The organism is Micromonospora inyonensis (assembly GCF_900091415.1).
GTDB lineage: Bacteria > Actinomycetota > Actinomycetes > Mycobacteriales > Micromonosporaceae > Micromonospora > Micromonospora inyonensis.
This window is the reverse complement of the sequence record NZ_FMHU01000001.1, coordinates 389,723-408,349: the sequence shown is the minus strand read 5'-3', so window position 1 is coordinate 408,349 and position 18,627 is coordinate 389,723. Positions and strand designations below refer to the sequence as shown.

The following is an 18,627-nucleotide window of genomic DNA, read 5'->3' as shown; positions in this document are numbered from 1 at the left end:
CCGGCGGTGGTGGGGACGGGGTGTCGGGGGCGCGTGGTGTGATGGTCGGATGCAGACGTACCGGTTGGTGCGCCGGCCCGAGGGACTGACCTGGGCAGACGGTCCCACCCCGGCAGCGCCGGGGTGGCGGGGGGATCCCCGGCAGGCGGAGGTCGTCGCCCACACCGACGGGCCGATGCTGGTGCTCGGCGGTCCCGGCACCGGAAAGACGGGCACCCTCGTCGAGGCGGTCGCGGCGCGGGTGGCCGAGGGCGTCGACCCGGAGCGGGTGCTGGTGCTCACCTTCGGGCGGCGGGCCGCCACCGCGCTGCGCCACCGGATCGAGGCCCGGGTCGCCGTCGGCAACCGCGTGGTCCGCGAGCCGCTGGTGCGGACCTTCCCGGCGTACGCCTTCGGCCTGCTGCGCCGGGCCGCCGCCGTGCGCGGCGAGCCGTCTCCCCGGCTGCTCACCGGCCCGGAGCAGGATCTGATCATCCGGGAACTGCTCGACGTCGTGGGGGAGAGCCCCGAGGACGACCCGGTGGACTGGCCCGAGGACCTGCGCCCCGCGCTGCGCACCCGGGCGTTCGCCGGCCAGCTGCGCGACCTGCTGATGCGCGCCGCCGAACGCGGGGTGGGGCCGGGGGAGCTGGCCCGGCTGGGCGAGCGGCTGGGCCGCTCCGACTGGCCGGCCGCCGCGCGCTTCCTCCGGGAGTACGTCTCCGTGCTCGCGCTCCGCGACGTCAGCAACCGGGGCTCGGTGGCGTACGACCCGGCCGAGCTGGTCCGGGCCGCCACCGGGCTGCTGCTCGACGACCCGGAGCTGCTGGAGGCCGAGCGCCGCCGGCTGGCCCACGTGTACGTCGACGAGCTGGCCGACACCGACCCCGCCCAGTACGACCTGCTCGCCGTGGTGGCCGGTGGCGGCAAGTCCCTGGTCGCCTTCGGTGACCCCGACTCCTCCACGTACGCCTTCCGGGGTGCCGACCCGTCCGGCGTGACGGCCTTCCCGCACCGGTTCCGGACCGCCTCCGGGGCACCGGCGGCGCAGGTGGTGCTCACCACCTCGCACCGGGCGGGGACGGAGCTGCTGGCCGCGGCGGGACGGCTGGCCCGGCGACTGCGCGGCCCGGTCACCCACCGGCGGCTGGAACCGGTCCCCGACGCGCCACCGGGCGTGGTCGAGGTCCGCACCTTCCGGTCGGCCACGAGCGAGTCCGCGTACCTGGCCCACGCGCTGCGCACCGCGCACCTGCTCGACGGGGTGCCCTGGTCCCGGATGGCGGTGCTGGTCCGGTCGACCACCCTCCAACTGCCCACCCTGCGCCGGGCGCTGCACACCGCCGGGGTGCCGACCGTGGTGCACGGCGAGGACCTGCCGCTGCACCTGCAACCGGCGGTGGCTCCGCTGCTGCTCCTGCTCCGCTGCGCCCTCGAACCGGAGCGGTTGGACGAGGAGGCTGCGGTCGCGTTGCTGCACTCCCCGCTCGGCGGGGCCGATCCGCTGGCCGAGCGGCGACTGCGCCAGGGCCTGCGGGCGCTGGCGCTGGCCACCGGCGACCGCCGCCCCTCCGGTGACCTGGTCGTCGAGGCGCTGCGCGACCCGGACGCCCTGGCCGGCGTCGAGCGGCGCTGGGCCGAGCCGGCCCAGACGGTGGCCGGGCTGCTCGCCACCGCCCGCGAGACGGCGGCCCGACCGGGCACCACCGTGGAGGACGTGCTCTGGGCGGTCTGGGCGGCCAGCGGCCTGGCCGAGCGCTGGTCGACGGCGATCGAGGGAGGGAACGCCACCGGGGAGGGCGAGACCGCCCGGCGCTGGCGGGCCGACGCGGCCGACCGCGACCTGGACGCCGTCCTGGTGCTCTTCGACGCGGCGGCCCGGTTCGTCGACCGGCTGCCCGGTGCCCGGACCGAGGTCTTCCTCGACCACGTGCTCGGGCAGGACCTCCCCGCCGACACCATCGCCCCGACCGCCGACCGGGGGGACGCCGTCCGGCTGCTCACCGCGCACGCCGCCAAGGGTCTGGAGTGGGACGTGGTGGCGGTCGCCGGGGTGCAGGAGGGGATCTGGCCGGACCTGCGCCTGCGGGGCAGCCTGCTCGGCTCGGAGCGGCTGGTGGACGTGCTCGCCGGCCGGGGCGACGGCGCGGGCACCGCCGCCGTCCTGGCCGGGCAGACCTCCGCGCTGCTCGACGAGGAGCGACGGCTGTTCTACGTGGCGGTCACCCGGGCCCAGCGTCGACTGCTGGTCAGCGCGGTCTCCTCCGCCTCGGTGGGGGGCGACGACCACGAGGAACAGCCGAGCCGCTTCCTGTACGAACTCGGCGCCGCCGAGCCGCCGAGGGGGGACGGCGGCACGCCGCGCGACCCGGTGCCGCCGCCGGTGGACGGTGCCGGGCGCGACGCCGTGGCCCCGTCCGACGAGGACGGCGGAGGCGCGGACGGCGTCGAGCCGGCCGGCGAAGGCGTGGACGGTGCGGCGGCGGACGCCGGGCGGGCCGGGGAGCTGCCAGTCGGCCGGCCGCCCCGGGCGCTGACCCTGCCCGCCCTGGTCGCGGAGTTGCGTACCGCGGCGGCCGACCCGGCGGCATCGGCGGCCCGGCGGCGTGCCGCGGCGGCCGAACTGGCTCGGCTCGCCGCCGCCGGGGTGCCCGGCGCGCACCCGGACGACTGGTGGGGGCTGCGCGGACTCACCGACGACCGGCCGCTGGTCGACGACGGCGAGCCGGTGCGGGTCACCCCGTCGGCGATGGAGAGCGCGTTGCGGTGCAGCCTGCGCTGGCTGCTGGAACGGCACGGCGGCGGGGCGCCACCGAGCACCGCCCAGAGCGTGGGCAACCTGGTGCACGCCGCCGCGATGCTCGCCGAGAACGCCAGCGTCGACCGTTCCACCCTGCTGGAGTACGTCACCGCGCGGTTCGACGCGATCGAGCTGGCCGCCCGGTGGATGGCCGGCCCCGAGCAGGCCCGTGCCCACGCCATGGTGGACAAGCTGCTCCGCTGGCTGGCCGTCAATCCGCGTCGGCTGCTCGCCATCGAGCACGAGTTCGCCGTCCGGCTGGACGACCCGCACCGCCCGGTCGACCTGGTCGGGCGGGTGGACCGCCTGGAGATCGACGCGGACGGCCGGCTGGTCGTGGTCGACCTGAAGACCGGCCGGTCCACCACGGTCGGCACGGAACTGGCCGAACACCCGCAGCTCGGGGCGTACCAGGCGGCGGTCGAGGCGGGAGCGTTCGCCGAGTACGGCGACTCCTCGGGCGGGGCGGCCCTGGTGCAGCTCGGCACCGGGTCGAAGGAGGCGCGGGAACAGGGCCAGGCGCCGGCGGGCCAGGGGCCGGAGGCCGGCTGGGCGACCGCGCTGGTCCGGCGCACCGCCGATACGATGGCCGCCGCCACCTTCGCCGCCGTCGCCAACTCGAAGTGCCGGGTCTGCCCGGTCCGCACGAGCTGCCCGGTCTCCGGCAAGGGGCGCCAGGTCGTCGAACCGCCGAGCACCCGTGACCCGGAGTTGTCTTGACCCAGCCCGCGCTCTTCGGCACCAGCCCCGCGCCGTCGCCGCGCGCGGCCGATTCCGGTCCCCGGTACACCCCGGTGGAGCTGGCCCGGCTGCTGCGGCTGCCGGCGCCCACCCGTGAGCAGGCGGCCATCATCGCCGCGCCGGTGGAGCCGCTGCTGGTGGTCGCGGGCGCGGGTTCGGGCAAGACCGAGACGATGGCCGCCCGGGTGGTCTGGCTGGTCGCCAACTCGTACGTCCGGCCCGAGCAGATCCTCGGGCTCACCTTCACCCGGAAGGCGGCCGGTGAGCTGGCGCACCGGGTGCGTACCCGGCTCGACCAGCTGATCCGCCGGCTCGGGCGGCCGGGGCACGACCCGCTCGACGACCCGCTGGCCGGCGAGCCGACGGTGGCGACCTACCACTCGTACGCGGCCCGGATCGTCACCGAGCACGGGTTGCGCTCCGGCTACGAACCCTCCACCCGGCTGCTCACCGAGGCGTCCCGCTGGCAGATGGTGGACCTGCTGGTGCGCAACCACGACGGGGACCTCTCCGAACTCCAGCGGACGCCGAGCACGGTCACCGACGCGGTACTGGCGCTCGCCGCCGAACTGGACGAGCACCTGGTCGACCCGGACGACCTGGCCGCCTGGACCGGCCGGTTCTTCGCCGAGGTCCAGTCCCGCCCCGGCAAGGTCTACGCCGACGTCCGCAAGGCGCTCGGCGTCCAGCAGAACCGGCTGCGGCTGCTGCCGCTGGTGCGGGCGTACGCCGGGCGCAAGGCGGACTTCGAGGCCATGGACTTCGCCGACCAGCTGGCCCGGGCCGCCCGGGTGGCCCGCGACCACCCGGAGGTCGGCCGGATCGAACGGGACCGGTTCCGGGTGGTGCTCCTCGACGAGTACCAGGACACCAGCCACGCGCAGGTGGTGCTGCTGCACTCGCTCTTCGGGGATGGACACCCGGTCACCGCGGTCGGTGACCCGTGCCAGTCCATCTACGGCTGGCGCGGGGCGAGCGCCGGCACCCTGGAGCGCTTCCCGAGCGGGTTCACCCGCGTCGACGGGGAGCCGGCCCGGGTGCTCGGGCTGACCACCAGCTGGCGGAACCGCCCCGAGATCCTCGGCGTGGCCAACGCGTTCGCCACCCCGTTGCGGGCCGCCGGGGCACGGGTGCCGGAGCTGCGGGCCGCCTCGACCGTCGCCGACCCGATCCCGCACCGTACGCCCCGGGGGGCGGCCGGCGGCACGGTGCACTGCGCGCTGCTGCCCACGTACGCCGAGGAGGCCGGGTGGATCGCCGACAGCGTCCTCGCCGCCTGGCGCGGTGCGGCCCGGATGCCCGGCGCGCTGCCCGAGCACATCCCGGTGCCCCGGCGTCCCACCACCGCCGTGCTGGTCCGGGTCCGCAGCCAGATCCCGGCGATCGAGTCGGCGCTGCGCGACCGGGGGCTGCCGGTCGAGGTGGTCGGGCTGGGCGGACTGCTGGACACCCCGGAGGTCCGGGACGTGGTCTGCACGCTGCGGGTGCTCGCCGACCCGACCGACGGGGCGGCGCTGCTGCGGCTGCTCACCGGGGCGCGCTGGCGGATCGGCCCCCGGGACCTGGTGGCCCTGCACCGGCGGGCCCGGCAGATCGCCGCCGCTCGGCGGGAGCTGGCCGGCGGGGCGTCCATCCCGGACGGGGTCGACGTGCTCGACGAGGCGACCCTGGTCGAGGCGCTGGCCGACCTCGGTCCGGCGCAGGCGTACTCGGCGGAGGGGTACGCGCGGCTGAAGGCGTACGCCCGGGAGCTGGCCCTGCTCCGCTACCGGCTGGACCAGTCCCTGCCGGAGCTGGTCGCGGACGTGGAGCGGACCACCGGTCTGGACGTGGAGGTGGCCGTCCGGGCCGGTCGGGACGGTGCCGGTGACGCCGGCCTGGCCCGGGGGCACCTGGACGCCCTCGGTGACGTGGCCGCCCGCTTCAGCGGGGAGACGCCGGGGGCGACCCTCGCCGGCTTCCTGGCCTTCCTCGCCGCCGCCGAGGACGAGGAGCGGGGGCTCACCCCGGGTGAGGTCGAGGTGGTGGAGGGCGCGGTGCAGGTGCTCACCGCGCACGCCGCGAAGGGACTCGAGTGGGACGTCGTGGCGGTCGCCGGGCTGACCCGGGGGGCGTGGCCGGGACAGGTCCGCAACTCCGACCACTACCTGGGCGGGTTGGGTGTGCTGCCGTTCCCGCTGCGCGGGGACGCCGACGGCCTGCCCGACCTGGCCCTGGACGAGGCGGTCGACCAGCGTGGGGTGGCGCGGGGGCTGGCCGACTTCGTCGACGACTGGCGGGCGCACGACGAGCGGGAGGAGCGGCGGCTGGCGTACGTGGCGGTGACCCGGCCGCGCCGGCTGCTGCTCTGCTCCGGCTACTGGTGGGGGGAGGGGACGAAGCGTCCCCGGGGTCCCTCGGTCTTCCTCCGGGAGGTGCACGACGCGTGCCTGGACGCCCGGGACGGGCACGTGGTCGACACGTGGGCGCCCGAGCCGGCCGGGGACGCGGTCAACCCGACCACCGAGGTGGTGCTCCGCGCCGAGTGGCCGGCCGACCCGCTGGGGGCCCGCCGTCCGGTGCTCGCCGAGGCGGCGGCCCTGGTCCGGGGGTTCCTGGCCGGCGACGATCCGGTGGACGGCCCGCCCCGGGCGGCGGTGGACCAGCCTGCCGGCGGGCCGGTGGCGCAGCCGACGGGTGGGTCGGCGGACACTCCGGTCGACGGGCCGTCCGCGGCCGACGACCCGGAGGCGGTCCGCTGGCGGCGGGAGGCCGACCTGCTGCTGGCCGAGCGGGCCGAGGCGCTGCGCGGGGCCGGGACGGTCGAGGTGACGCTGCCGGAGCACCTGTCGGTCTCCCAGCTGGTCGCGCTGCGGCGTGACCCGGAGGCGCTGGCCCGTGCGCTGCGCCGTCCGCTGCCGACCCCACCCAGCCCGTACGCCCGCCGGGGCACCGCCTTCCACACCTGGCTGGAGCAGCGCTTCGGCGCGGACCGGCTGCTCGACGTGGACGAGCTGCCCGGCGCGGCGGACGCCGACGCCGCCCCGGACGGCGAGCTGCTCGCCCTCCAGGAGCGCTTCCTGACCAGCGAGTGGGCCGACCGGGTGCCGCTGGAGGTGGAGGTGCCGTTCGCCACGGTGATCGCCGGTGTGGTGGTCCGGGGCCGGATGGACGCGGTCTTCACCCGCCCCGGCGGCCGGTACGACGTGGTCGACTGGAAGACCGGCCGGCAGCCGGCCGGGGCGGAGGCCGACGCGGCGGCGGTGCAGCTAGCGGTGTACCGGCTGGCCTGGGCGGAGCTGGCCGGGCTGCCGGTCGAGCAGGTGGGCGCGGCGTTCCACTACGTCCGGGACGGGGTGACCGTCCGCCCGGCGGACCTGCTGGACGTCGCGGGGCTGACCGCGCTGGTGGCCGGGGCGACGGAGGTGTCGGACGGCACCGGATCGGAGAAACCAGGTGCCACCGAGCCGGATCCGTGATAGCTTGGTTTCGTTGCAGTTTTGGTTACCAGAGACTCTGTGTGCGCCTGGTGAATTGTGGCCCCAGGCGCTCTTTGTTGTGTCCGGAGTTCTCCGGGCGGGGCGACCAGCAGCGACAGGCGAGCCGTGCACGCGGCGCGCTCCCTATCGAGTCCGCAACAGGTGCGGGCCCGACGTTCCGTCAAGGAGACGAAACACATGGCAATTGGTACCGTCAAGTGGTTCAACGCTGACAAGGGCTTCGGCTTCATCACCCCGGATGGCGGGGGCCCCGACGTCTTCGCCCACTTCTCGGCGATCCAGTCCTCCGGCTACCGGAGCCTGGACGAGAACCAGCGGGTCGAGTTCGAGGTGACCCAGGGCCAGAAGGGCCCGCAGGCCGAGAACATCCGTCCGCTCTGATCCTCCGGGATCCCAGCGACACCCACCGCGCCCTCCGGGTGTGGTGACGCGGCCGGTCCGCAGCGTATCCGCGCGGACCGGCCGCGTACCCCTTCGGTTCGTGCTTGTGACGACCGCTGCGCGCCCTTTCCACCGGCCGCGCCGGTGCAGCGCCGTTCGTCGGCGCCCTTCCTCGACACGTGCCGCGTCGAGGAAGGCTTTTCCATGACCACCGTCGTTCCCTCGTTCGCCGACATCGGCCTCCGGCCGGAACTGCTCGCCGAACTCTCCGTACAGGGCATCGACCTGCCGTTCCCGATCCAGGCGGCCACCCTGCCCGACTCGCTCGCCGGCCGGGACGTGCTCGGCCGGGGCCGAACCGGTTCCGGCAAGACCCTCGCCTTCGGGCTGCCGACGTTGCACCGCATCGCCGGCCACCGGGCCCGGTCGGGCCGGCCGAAGGCGCTCGTGCTGGTGCCCACCCGGGAACTCGCCCAGCAGGTCACCACCGCGCTCACCCCGTACGCGAACGCGCTCGGGCTGCGCTGCGCGACCGTGGTCGGCGGGCTCTCCCTGCAACGGCAGGCGGACGCCCTGCGGGCCGGGGCCGAGCTGGTCGTGGCCACCCCGGGCCGGCTGCACGACCTGATCGACCGGGGTGACGTCCGGCTCGGCGAGGTGCGGGTCACCGTCCTCGACGAGGCCGACCGGATGGCCGACATGGGCTTCCTGCCGCAGGTCACCAAGCTGCTGGAGCAGGTTGCTCCGGACGGCCAGCGGATGCTGTTCTCCGCCACCCTGGACGGGGGCGTGGACCGGTTGGTGCGCCGCTTCCTGACCAACCCGGTCTCCCACTCGGTCGACCCCGGCACCGCCACGGTGACCGCGATGACCCACCACGTGCTGCACGTCGACGCGGACGACAAGCCCGGCACGCTGGCCCAGATCGCGGCCCGCGAGGGCCGCACCATCCTCTTCATGGGCACGAAGCACCGCGCCGACCGGCTCGCCCGGCAACTGCTCGCCCGCGGGGTACGCGCGGCCGCGCTGCACGGTGGCAAGTCGCAGCCGCAGCGCACCCGGATCCTGGAGCAGTTCAAGACCGGGGCGGTCACCGCGCTGGTCGCCACCGACGTGGCCGCCCGGGGCATCCACGTGGACGGGCTCGACCTGGTGGTGAACGTGGACCCGCCGGCCGAGGCGAAGGACTACCTGCACCGGGGCGGGCGTACCGCGCGGGCCGGGGAGTCCGGCACGGTGGTCACCCTGGTCCTGCCGGAGCAGCGCCGGGACGTCGTCAAGCTGATGAGCGTGGCCGGCATCAAACCGCACGTGGTCGCGGTGCGTCCCGGTGACGAGGCGCTGGTCCGGGTGACCGGTGCCCGCGAGCCCTCCGGTGTTCCGGTCACCATCCCCGTACCGGCCGCCGCCGCCCGGGTCTCCGCCCCGGTGGCCAAGGCCGGCGCGGGTGCGGGGCCCGGTGCGCCGGCCGGTGGGCGTAGCCCGCACCGGTCCTCGGGGCGCTCCCGCCGCTCCCGCCGCCCCCGCGCCTCCTGACCCGAACCGACGCGCCCCGGTCTCCGCGACCGGGGCGCGTCGGCGTCCTGTCGGATCCGACCGGTAGTTTCCTCCCGTCGACCGTCGAATTCCGTCGCTGAGTCGGGGATCAGCAAGGGGAACGTCGGTTGGCCGACAGCACCGGTCGGTCGGGGGGCCGATGGTGGCGTCGGGGGAGCGGGTCGGTGGGGACCGACCCGCGTCGGATCCGGGCTGATGGGGATCGGCCCGTGTCAGAAGGGGTGACGATGGGGGTTCCTGTCGGGGCGGTGCGCGAACTGCTGGTGGTGCTCGTGGTGGCCGGAACCGGCGTGCTGCTCGCCCTGCTGGCGGCGTTCGGTCCCTGGCATCCCGGCGTGGGTGACCGGCACCCGGCCGTGGTGGTCGAGTTGCACAGCCCGACCCGGCCGATGGGCACGGGCGGTGTCGCCGAGCACGCCGGCTGACCGCAGGGTCCCGCCGGGCAACCGGACCGGCTGCCCGGCGGGACCTTCCGGGGGCTTTCGGTGTGCGTCGCCGGGCCGAGGTTACCGGCGGGCCGGGTCGGCGGGGTGGCGTTCGCCGGTGAGCAGATCGGCGAGCGTGGTCCGGTCGACGACCTGCTCGACCGCCCCGAGTACGGCGAGCCAGACGTCCCGGAGCCCGGTCGCCACCCCCTGGTAGCCGGCGCTCACGGCGGGCAGGCCCCGGACGGTGGTCAGGGTGCCGCCGACGGCACGCAGCACGTCCCCGACGGTGATCCGGTCGGCGGGACGGCTCAGGGTGTAGCCACCCTCCGTGCCGCGGTGGCTGACCAGCAGGTCGGCGCGGCGCAGGTCGAGCAGGATCCCGTGCAGCACGCTGAGCGGGATCTGCTGGGCCTCCGCCAGGAGGGCGGCCTTGACCAGCTCGCCACCGCCGAGGTCGGCGATGGCGAGCACGGCGCGGAGGGCGTAGTCGGCGCGGGCGGAGACGTGCACAGCGTCAGACGCTCCCCTGGTCCAGGACGCCCCACCGGCGGCGGATCGCCTTGTCGGCCGCGCCGAACGCGGCGTCCACGACCAGTCCGACGACCAGGATCACGATCATCGTGGCGAGCAGCCAGGGGGCGTCCGACAGCTCGCGTGAGTAGGTGAGCTGCGCGCCCAGCGACGTCTGGGAGATGCCCACCACGATCAGCTCACCGGCCATCAGGCTGCGCCAGGAGAACGCCCAGCCCTGCTTGAGCCCGGCGACGATGGCGGGCAGGGCGGCCGGCGCGATCACGTACCGGTAGAGGTTCAGGCCCCGCGCGCCGAGGTTGCGCCCGGCCCGCAGCAGCAGCGGCGGCACGTAGTCGACCCCGGCGATCACGCCGTTGGCGATCGACGGCGCGGCACCGAGCACCACCACGAAGAAGATCGCCTTCTCGCTCAGCTCGAACAGCAGGATCGCCAGCGGGAACCAGGCGATCGACGGCATGGTCTGCAACGCCGTGATCATCGAGCCGATGGCGGCGCGGAGCACCCGGGAACGGGCCACCGCCAGGCCGACCAGCAGGCCCACCGCGACGGAGAAGACGTACCCGACGGCGGCCCGCCGCAGGGTGGTCACCATGCCGTCCCAGAGTTGGGGACCGCCGACCTGGCGCAGCAGCTCCTGCCCGACGGTGACCGGCCCGGGCAGCGAGTACTCCGGCTTCCAGCCCGTCCAGACCACCACCTGCCACGCGCCGACGGCGATGGCGAGCGCGGCGAGCTTCGGCCAGGTGGCCGACCAGAACCGGCTGGCCCGGGACCGGGCCTTCTCCTGCCCGGCGATCTCCAGCGCGTCCAGCCCGGAGATCTCCGCGTCGGTACGCGTACCGCTGGCGAGCGTGTCACCGGCCATGACGTCCCACCTCCGCTCGCAGTCGGTCGGTGACCTCGGCGGCGATCTCGGCGACCTCGGGGGAGTCGATGCGCCGGGGCCGGGGCACGTCGACGCGGGTGGACCAGATGATCCGGCCGGGCCGGCTGGAGAGCAGGATGATCCGGTCGGCGAGCCGGGCCGCCTCGCGGACGTTGTGGGTCACGAAGAGCACGGTCAGCGTCCGCTCGGACCAGATCCGTTCCAGCTCGTCGTGCAGGATGTCCCGGGTCATCGCGTCGAGCGCGCCGAACGGCTCGTCCATCAGCAGCACCGGGGTCTGGAGGGCGAGGGTGCGGGCCAGCGCCACCCGCTGCCGCATACCGCCGGAGAGTTCGTGTGGGCGCTTGCCGGCGAAGTCGCCCAGGTGCACGGTGCGCAGCAGTTCGGCGACCCGCTCCCTCCGTCGCGCCCGGGGCAGCCCGCGCAGCTTCAGCGGCACCTCGACGTTGCCCTCCACGGTCAGCCAGGGGAACAGCGCCGACTCCTGGAACATCAGTCCCGGCTCGACACCCGGGCCGAGGTCGATCTCGCCGCCGCTGACCCGGTCCAGGCCGGCGACCAGGTTGAGCAGGGTGCTCTTGCCGCAGCCGGACGCGCCGACGAGGCAGACGAACTCACCCGGGGCGACGTCGAGGGTGACCCCGTCCAGGGCGAGGACCGCACCGTCCCCGCGTCCGTACACCTTGGTCACCCCGCGCAGCGCGACCGCACCGGTCGCGCTGCGCGGGGTCGTCGTGGCCGACGTCACGGCTGGCCCACCCCGGGCTCGCCCTGGGCCTTGAGCACCTCGTTGAGGTACGTCAGGTCGTAGAGCCCGTCCAGGCTGACCGGCTGGGTCAGCCCGACCGCGACGGCGTGGTCCAGCCCGGTCCTCAGCGACGAGGCGATCGGGTCGTTGGTGAACTCCAACGTCGGCCAGGCCTGTTTGATCAGCTTGAGGTCCAGCGGCTTGCCGGTGATCTTGCCGATGTGGTCGGAGATGGCCTGGTGCGCCTGGTCCGGGTTGGCGGTGACGAAGGCGTTCGCGGCCACCTGCGCCTCGACCAGCTTCTTGACCACGTCCGGGTGGGCCTTGAGGAACTTCGTGCTGACGATCAGGTTGGTGATCACGAACTTCCGGTCCGGCCAGAGGTCCCGCTCGTCGACGAGGACCTTGCCGCCGGCGTTGACCAGGCGGGAGACGAACGGTTCGGGCACCCAGGCACCGTCGATCGCGCCGCTGCCGAAGGTCTCGACGGTCTGTGCGTTCTCCTGCGGCACGATCTTGACGTCACCACCACCCTCCTTGGTGGTGGTGATGCCCTTCTCCTTGAGCCAGAACCGCAGCGCGACGTCCTGGGTGTTGCCGAGCTGCGGGGTGGCGATCTTCTTGCCCCTGAGCTGCTCGACCGAGGTGATCTCGGGCTTGACGACCAGCGCGACCCCGCCGGAGGCGGCACCGGAGATCACCCGGACGGCCTCGCCCTTGCTCTTGGAGTGCGCGTTCACCGTGGGGTTCGGTCCGATGTACGTCGCGTCCAGCGCGCCGGAGAAGATCGCCTCGATGGCGGCCGGGCCGGCGTTGAAGGTCTTGGTCTCCAGCTTGACGTCGCTGCCGAGCTTCTCGGCGAAGATGCCCTTTTCCACACCGACCACGGCCGGTGCGTGGGTGATGTTGGGGAAGTAGCCGAGGCGCAGCGTCGTCGGCCCGGAGGAGTCCCCGCCCGCGTCGTCCTCGCCCCCGCAGGCGGCCAGGCTCGCCAGGCCGACGATCGCCAGGGCCGCCAGGGCCGCCGTCCGACGGTAGGGGTGCCGTCTCATCCCACAGTCCAATCCTTGGTTTTCCTACTTGGTTGGTAGGAAGACTGGACTAGCGTCGGGGTGGCGTCAACGGCCGACCGGATGGCCGGAAAGCGCCGTCAGGGCTATCCCGCTTTTCCCATGTATTTGATAGGTGATCCGGTCGCCGGTGGTCCGGCCGGTGCGGGCCCGCACCGGCCGGACCACCCGGGTGCGCCGTCGCGCCGGGGCGCTGCCACTGGTCACACCCCCGAGGGGTGCCGCGCGTGGAGGCCACGACACGCTAGGGTCGACGCGTGGCGGCGCGGAGATCCAGAATCCCAGCGACGAAGTACCCGGTGGAGCGGTTCACCCTCGACAACGGACTGCGGGTGGTGCTCAGCCCCGACCGCAGCGCCCCGGTGGTCGGGGTCGCCGTCGTCTACGACGTCGGCATCCGCTCCGAGCCGGAGGGGCGCACCGGCTTCGCCCACCTCTTCGAGCACCTGATGTTCCAGGGTTCGGAGAACCTGGAGAAGCTGGCCCACTTCCGGCACGTGCAGGGCGCGGGGGGCACCTTCAACGGCTCCACCCACCTGGACTACACCGACTACTACGAGTACCTCCCGGCGAACGCGCTGGAACGCGCGCTCTTCCTGGAGGCCGACCGGATGCGCGGTCCCCGGCTGACCGAGGAGAACCTGCGCAACCAGGTCGACGTGGTCAAGGAGGAGATCCGGGTCAACGTGCTCAACCGCCCGTACGGCGGCTTCCCCTGGCTGACCCTGTCGCCGGTGATGTTCGACACCTTCCCCAACGCCCACGACGGGTACGGATCCTTCGACGACCTCGAGTCGGCGACCGTCGACGAGGCGGTCGACTTCTTCCACCGCTTCTACGCCAGCGGCAACGCCGTCCTCGCCGTCAGCGGCGACATCGACGTGGCCGAGGCCACCACGCTGGTCGAGCGGCACTTCGGCGACGTGCCGGCCCGCCCCGCGCCGGCCCGCCCCGACTTCGGCGAACCCGACCTGACCGTCGAACGGCGCACCTCGTACACCGACCGGCTGGCTCCGATGCCGGCGGTGGCCAGCGCCTGGCGGGTGCCGGATCCGCTCACCGACCTCACCGGCTACCTGGCGTACGTGGTGCTCGCCGAGGTGCTCACCGACGGCGACGCGTCCCGGCTGGTGGAGCGGCTGGTGCAGCGGGACCGGACGGTCACCAGCATCGGCGGGTACCTCAACTTCATGGGCGACCCGTTCGACGTCCGCGACCCGACCGTGCTGGTGCTCCAGCACCACCTGCCGCCCGGCGGCGACGTGGACCGGGTGCTCCGTACCGTCGACGAGGAACTGGACCGGCTCGCCGCCGACGGGCTCACCGAGGGCGAGCTGGCCCGGACCCAGGCCCGGATGGCCACCCACCTGCTGCGCGACACCGACGCGGTGCTCGGCCGGGCGCTGCGGATGGCGGTGCTGGAGCAGCAGCGCGACGAGCCCGGCCTGCTCAACGAACTGCCCCGGCTGGTCGGCGAGGTCACCGAGGAGCAGGTCCGCGCCGCCGCCGCCATGCTGCGGCCCGAACGCCGCGCGTCGATCGAGGTCATTCCCGGAGGTGCCCGGTGACGACGGAGACCCGGACCGCGACCCGGCCGCTGCCGCCGCTCGGCCCGGTCCGCCGACTCAAACTGCCCCGCCAGGCCGAGCGGACGCTCGACAACGGTCTCACCGTGATCGTGGTACGCCGGCCGGCGGTGCCCCTGGTCGAGCTGCGGCTCGGCGTGCCGTTCGGCCGCGCCCACCTGGCCCGGGGCACGCTGCTCGCGCAGACGCTGCTGGCCGGCACCGAGCGGATGTCCAGCAACCGGATCGCGGCCGAGTTGCAGGCGGTCGGCGGCGGGCTCTCCGCCGGGGTCGACCCGGACCGGCTGATGGTCTCCGGGTTCGGTCTGGTCACCGGGCTGGACCGGATGCTGGAGATCCTCGCCGACGTGCTGACCGGGGCGACGTACCCGGCCGACGAGGTGGCCACCGAACGGGCGCACACGGTCGACCGGATCGAGATGGCACAGAGCCAGCCGGCGCACCTGGCCCGGGTCGCGCTGCTGAAGCGGCTCTACGGCCGCCACCCGTACGCGGTGCAGACCCCCGGGCCGGGGCAGCTCCGCGCGGTCCGGCCGGCCGCGTTGCGCACGCTGCACGCCGAACGGGTGCACCCCACCGGCGCGGTACTGGTGCTGGTGGGTGACGTGCAGCCGGAGCGGGCGCTGGACGCCGCCGAGCGGGCGCTCGGCGGGTGGCGGGGGGACGGCCGGCCGGTGGAACTGCCGCCCACGCCACCGCTTCAGCCGGGACCGGTCCGCCTGGTCGACCGGCCCGGTTCCGTGCAGTCGTCGTTGCGGATCGCGCTGCCGGCGGTCACCCGCACCCATCCGGACCATGCCGCCCTGCAACTGGCGAACCTGGTCTTCGGCGGCTACTTCTCCTCCCGCTGGGTGGAGAACATCCGGGAGGACAAGGGCTACACCTACGGCCCGCACTCGGTGGTGGAGCACTCGGCCGCCGGCTCGGTGCTGGTCGCCGGGGCCGACGTGGCGACCGAGGTGACCGGCGCGGCGCTGCTGGAGACCACCTACGAGCTGGGCCGGCTGGCCTCGCTGCCGCCCGGCGGGGAGGAGTTGGAGCAGGCCCGGCGGTACGCGCTGGGCAGCCTCCAGCTCGGCATGGCCACCCAGGCCGGCCTCGCCTCGTTGACCAGCGCGTACGCCGGCAGCGGGCTGCGGCTGGACTTCCTCGCCGAGCACGCCGCCCGGCTGGCGAAGGCGACCGTCGACGACGTCGCCGAGGCGGCGGCCCGCTACCTCGCCCCCGCGGGGGCGGTCACCGTCGTGCTCGGGGACGCCGAGCGGATCGCCCCGGGGCTGGCGGTGCTCGGGCCGGTGGAGACGGAGCCGGCGTCGACATGACCCGTACCGGGGGTGCGGGTGCGGAGCCGGCCCGGGAGGCTCCGGCGCTGCCACCGCTGGCCCGGGCCGTCCTCGACCGGGCAGCGCACCGGCGTACCGACCCGGTGTGGCTGGCGGAGGCCTGGCGGCGGGGCCTGGTGCTGGTGGTGGACACGGCTGCCGGTGGCCGGACCCTGGTGACCGTGGACCGCACCCCGCCCGCGCTGCGGCTGCTCGATCCCGGGCAGGCCCCGGACGGGCCGCCGATGTTCCTGGGGGTCGGCGTGGACGGGGTGCCGCTCTTCGCGGTGGACGCGACCCTGCCCACGATCCCGGAGACCCGCGCCGGGTCGCTGCGGGAGGTCGGGCACCTGCTCGACGACCGGGACGCCGGGCTGTTCATCACGGCGGTCGCGCTCGCCAACTGGCACCGGCGGCACCGTTTCTCGGCGACCACCGGCGAGCCGACCACCCCGGACGAGGGCGGCTGGTCGCGGCTGGACGCGCACGGCGACCGGGTCTGGCCCCGGACCGACCCGGCGATGATCGTGCTGGTGCACGACGGGGTGTCCGGCCCGGACGGCCGCTGCCTGCTCGGCAACAACACGACCTGGCCGGCGACCCCCGGTGCGCGTCGCTTCTCCTGCCTCGCCGGCTACGTCGAGCCGGGTGAGTCGGCGGAGACGGCCGTCGCCCGGGAGGTGACCGAGGAGGTCGGGCTCACCGTCTCCGGGATCCGGTACGCCGGCAGCCAGCCCTGGCCGTTTCCCGGTTCGCTGATGCTGGGGTTCCTGGCCCGGGCCGATCCGGCGCAGCCGCTGCACCTCGACCCGGCCGAGATCGCGTACGCCCGCTGGTTCTCCCGGCGGGAGATCGCCGAGGCGGTCGCCGACGGTGCGGTGGACGTGGGGGACGGGGAACGCCTGTTGCTGCCGCCGCCGCTGTCGATCGCGCACTTCCTGATCGGCCGCTGGTTGGCGGACACGGAGCCCGGTCCTGGCCCGTGACCGTCGTTGCCGCGACGGTCACGGGCCAGGAAGCGGCCCGTCGAGGTCGGTGGAAGGTGTGGAGCGCGGCGGGGGAGCGCCGCCTGCGACTGCGACGGGCGTCAGGTGGTCCGGGTGGTGGTGCGGCCCCGGCGGGCGGGGCGGATGGTGCGGGGCGGGACGACCGGCAGCACCTTGACCCGCTGCCGGCCGGCGCGGACCCGACCCACCCCGGCGAGGGCCCGGGCCAGCCGCAGGGCGGCGTCCCGGTCGTCGGCGTGCAGGACCTGCCGGCGTGGCTCGGGCGCGGTGGTCTCGTCGCGGAGGCCACCGGCGGACCAGGCGGCGGCGAGGTCGGCGTCGTCTGCGGTACGGATGTCGGTGCGAACGATCAGGAACCGCATGGGTGTCTCCCGATGCGCTGACGGATGGCGAGGTGCGTCACGGGTGTGGGCCGCGCCCGGAGCGCGGCGGTGTTCGCCGGAGCCGGTGGCCGGTGGGCAGGCCAGGGCCGGTGGTCCGACCGTGAGGTGGAACTTTCACGTGAACTCTCGCCGTCATGTTACGCCGAGGTCTCGCTCCGGCAAGGGAAACGCGGCGGTCGATGTGGGTACCGACTGATCGGCCGATGTCCGCCTCGAACCCCCGGTTGGTCCCGGGCGCACGACGGGGCCGCCGGCCCATGACGGATACCGGCGGCCCCGTGACCTCTCGTCGGGGTCAGTGCCCGGCGAACTCCCCGTTGCGGGTGCCGGTGAGGAAGTCCCGCCACTGCTGGCGCCGGAACAGCAGCACCGGTCCGCCCCGGTCCTTGCTGTCCCGGAGGGCCACCGCGGCGGGACCGGCCGGCAGCGGGGCGACCTCGACGCAGTTGGAGGTCTGGCTGCGCGAGCTGGTACGCCACGCGGCGCCGGTCAGCGCGACGGTGCCGACGGACAGGGTGTCGGGGATCTGGTTCATGGTTCTGGCTCCTGCTCTGGTCTCTGGCGATGGGACGAGTGGCGGGCCGTCCCGGCACGGCGGACCCGCCTCACCGCTCCGTCAGTCGCCCGGAGACGCCGCGGCGTTGGGCTGGCGTCGTTGGCGACCCGTACGCCGCCGGGGGCGGTGCCGCCGTCTCGGTCGCCTCGATCAGCCAGGCGAGGGAGTCCGATGGGGAGCGCGCCGCCGCGCACAGCCACTCGAAGACCATTTTATAGCGATTCAAGGCATTTACGTCGTGTGACACGACGTCGGTGAAGCCGCCTTCGATCGCCAGCGTCTCCGGGTCCGCCGGATCCGGGAACCGGTAGAGCGAGAACGCGGTCGGTGGGAGGTACCAGTCGCCGATGGTGGCATCGCGGGGCAGCACCTGGATCGTCACCTTCGGCCACGCGGCCAGCTCGCAGAGCTGGGTGAGCTGCTCCCGGATCACCTCCGGGGGCCCGGCCCGTCGGCTCAGCGCCCCCTCCTCCAGCACCGCCGTGTAGCGGGGCGCGTCGGCCGGTTGCAGCAGCGCCTGCCGGGCCAGCCGCGCGTCCACCTCGGTCTCGACGGCGTGTGGGTCGGCGTCGGACTCGGCGAGGCGGGCCGAGACGATGCGCACCCGGGCGTACGCGGCGGTCTGCAACAGGCCCGGCACCAGGACCGGGTTGTACTCGCGGATCTCGGCGCAGCCCGCCTCCAGTTCGGCGTAGCTGCGCTGGTGCTCGGTCATCGCCCCGTACGACTTCAGCCAGGCCCGGATGTCCCCCGCCTCCCGGGTGATGGCGGTCAGTTCGGCGCGGGTCTCGTCGTCCGCGCCGTAGAGGTCGAGCAGGGCGCGGATGTCCCCCGGGTCGGGGCGGCTGCGTCCGTTCTCCAGGCGGGAGAGCTTGGACGCCGAGGCCCAGCCGACCCGCTCGATGACCTGTTCCCCGGTGAGGCCGGACGCCTCGCGCAGGCTGCGTAGTTCGGTGCCGAGCCGGCGACGTCGCAGGATCGGGCTGGGTACGGCAGGAGGCACGTCGACCTCTTCTCCGTCGGGCCGTCGCGGACGCGACGGTAACTGTATGAAACTGGCCCCCCACGGCCAGTATGGACGGCGCGGCCCGCGCCGGACGTCCCCCGGCGGGCGTGTCTCGAAAAGGAGGACGTCGGTACGACTCCGCCCGCTCCGTGCGACCCGGTCGG

General features: G+C 74.6%; 15 protein-coding genes. 8 read left to right on the top strand and 7 right to left on the bottom strand.

Going from position 1 to position 18,627, the window contains the following annotated elements; all coding sequences use genetic code 11:
• Nucleotides 1-49: 49 nt before the first annotated feature.
• The 5 genes from GA0074694_RS01600 to GA0074694_RS01580 all read left to right on the top strand — a co-directional run bounded on the left by GA0074694_RS01600 (nucleotide 50) and on the right by GA0074694_RS01580 (nucleotide 9,362).
• Nucleotides 50-3,499 carry an ATP-dependent helicase gene (locus GA0074694_RS01600; protein WP_091451307.1) on the top strand — a complete coding sequence of 1,150 codons (3,450 nt, stop codon included), beginning with the start codon at nucleotides 50-52 and terminating at the stop codon, nucleotides 3,497-3,499.
• The gene (locus tag GA0074694_RS01595; RefSeq protein ID WP_091451304.1) at nucleotides 3,496-6,978 is read left to right on the top strand and encodes an ATP-dependent helicase; all 3,483 of its coding nucleotides are present in this window, start codon (nucleotides 3,496-3,498) and stop codon (nucleotides 6,976-6,978) included. The genes GA0074694_RS01600 and GA0074694_RS01595 overlap by 4 nt, the downstream gene beginning before the upstream one ends.
• Before the next feature lie 198 nt (nucleotides 6,979-7,176).
• A complete protein-coding gene (locus GA0074694_RS01590) occupies nucleotides 7,177-7,380 on the top strand; it encodes a cold-shock protein (RefSeq protein ID WP_088982211.1) in 204 nt (67 codons plus the stop codon).
• Between the two features lie 204 nt (nucleotides 7,381-7,584).
• Nucleotides 7,585-8,916: a DEAD/DEAH box helicase gene (locus GA0074694_RS01585; RefSeq protein WP_091451300.1), complete on the top strand. Its 1,332-nt coding sequence runs from the start codon at nucleotides 7,585-7,587 to the stop codon at nucleotides 8,914-8,916.
• A gap of 248 nt (nucleotides 8,917-9,164) precedes the next feature.
• Nucleotides 9,165-9,362 carry a hypothetical protein gene (locus GA0074694_RS01580; protein ID WP_091451297.1) on the top strand — a complete coding sequence of 66 codons (198 nt, stop codon included), beginning with the start codon at nucleotides 9,165-9,167 and terminating at the stop codon, nucleotides 9,360-9,362.
• Nucleotides 9,363-9,443: 81 nt separating this feature from the next.
• On the opposite strand, the gene GA0074694_RS01575 is transcribed toward GA0074694_RS01580, so the two are convergent.
• From GA0074694_RS01575 to GA0074694_RS01560, 4 genes are read right to left on the bottom strand one after another with little or no spacing between them, the layout of a single operon-like run.
• Nucleotides 9,444-9,875: an RrF2 family transcriptional regulator gene (locus GA0074694_RS01575; protein ID WP_091451292.1), complete on the bottom strand. Its 432-nt coding sequence runs from the start codon at nucleotides 9,873-9,875 to the stop codon at nucleotides 9,444-9,446.
• A 4-nt stretch (nucleotides 9,876-9,879) separates the two neighbouring features.
• Nucleotides 9,880-10,764 (bottom strand): ABC transporter permease, encoded by an 885-nt coding sequence (locus GA0074694_RS01570; RefSeq protein WP_091451289.1) that lies wholly within the window; start codon nucleotides 10,762-10,764, stop codon nucleotides 9,880-9,882.
• The gene (locus tag GA0074694_RS01565) at nucleotides 10,754-11,533 is read right to left on the bottom strand and encodes an ABC transporter ATP-binding protein (protein ID WP_091451286.1); all 780 of its coding nucleotides are present in this window, start codon (nucleotides 11,531-11,533) and stop codon (nucleotides 10,754-10,756) included. The genes GA0074694_RS01570 and GA0074694_RS01565 overlap by 11 nt, the downstream gene beginning before the upstream one ends.
• A complete protein-coding gene (locus GA0074694_RS01560; protein WP_091451283.1) occupies nucleotides 11,530-12,585 on the bottom strand; it encodes an ABC transporter substrate-binding protein in 1,056 nt (351 codons plus the stop codon). Before GA0074694_RS01560 ends, GA0074694_RS01565 begins: the two co-directional genes overlap by 4 nt.
• A 275-nt stretch (nucleotides 12,586-12,860) precedes the next feature.
• Here GA0074694_RS01560 and GA0074694_RS01555 point away from each other — a divergent pair, with 275 nt between their 5' ends.
• Genes GA0074694_RS01555 through nudC form a run of 3 tightly spaced genes read left to right on the top strand, consistent with a single transcriptional unit; the run spans nucleotide 12,861 to nucleotide 16,497 of the window.
• The gene (locus tag GA0074694_RS01555) at nucleotides 12,861-14,171 is read left to right on the top strand and encodes a M16 family metallopeptidase (protein WP_091451280.1); all 1,311 of its coding nucleotides are present in this window, start codon (nucleotides 12,861-12,863) and stop codon (nucleotides 14,169-14,171) included.
• Complete coding sequence (locus GA0074694_RS01550; protein WP_091451277.1) at nucleotides 14,168-15,511, top strand: M16 family metallopeptidase; 1,344 nt, start codon at nucleotides 14,168-14,170, stop codon at nucleotides 15,509-15,511. The genes GA0074694_RS01555 and GA0074694_RS01550 overlap by 4 nt, the downstream gene beginning before the upstream one ends.
• Nucleotides 15,508-16,497 carry an NAD(+) diphosphatase gene (nudC, locus tag GA0074694_RS01545; RefSeq protein WP_091451274.1) on the top strand — a complete coding sequence of 330 codons (990 nt, stop codon included), beginning with the start codon at nucleotides 15,508-15,510 and terminating at the stop codon, nucleotides 16,495-16,497. The genes GA0074694_RS01550 and nudC overlap by 4 nt, the downstream gene beginning before the upstream one ends.
• A 101-nt stretch (nucleotides 16,498-16,598) precedes the next feature.
• Here nudC and GA0074694_RS01540 read toward each other — a convergent pair whose 3' ends face one another.
• From GA0074694_RS01540 to GA0074694_RS01530, 3 genes are all read right to left on the bottom strand, one after another.
• The gene (locus GA0074694_RS01540; protein WP_091451271.1) at nucleotides 16,599-16,880 is read right to left on the bottom strand and encodes a hypothetical protein; all 282 of its coding nucleotides are present in this window, start codon (nucleotides 16,878-16,880) and stop codon (nucleotides 16,599-16,601) included.
• 316 nt (nucleotides 16,881-17,196) lie between these two features.
• Nucleotides 17,197-17,436: a DUF397 domain-containing protein gene (locus tag GA0074694_RS01535; protein ID WP_091451266.1), complete on the bottom strand. Its 240-nt coding sequence runs from the start codon at nucleotides 17,434-17,436 to the stop codon at nucleotides 17,197-17,199.
• A 70-nt stretch (nucleotides 17,437-17,506) separates the two neighbouring features.
• Nucleotides 17,507-18,460: a helix-turn-helix domain-containing protein gene (locus GA0074694_RS01530; protein ID WP_091451263.1), complete on the bottom strand. Its 954-nt coding sequence runs from the start codon at nucleotides 18,458-18,460 to the stop codon at nucleotides 17,507-17,509.
• Nucleotides 18,461-18,627: the final 167 nt, after the last annotated feature.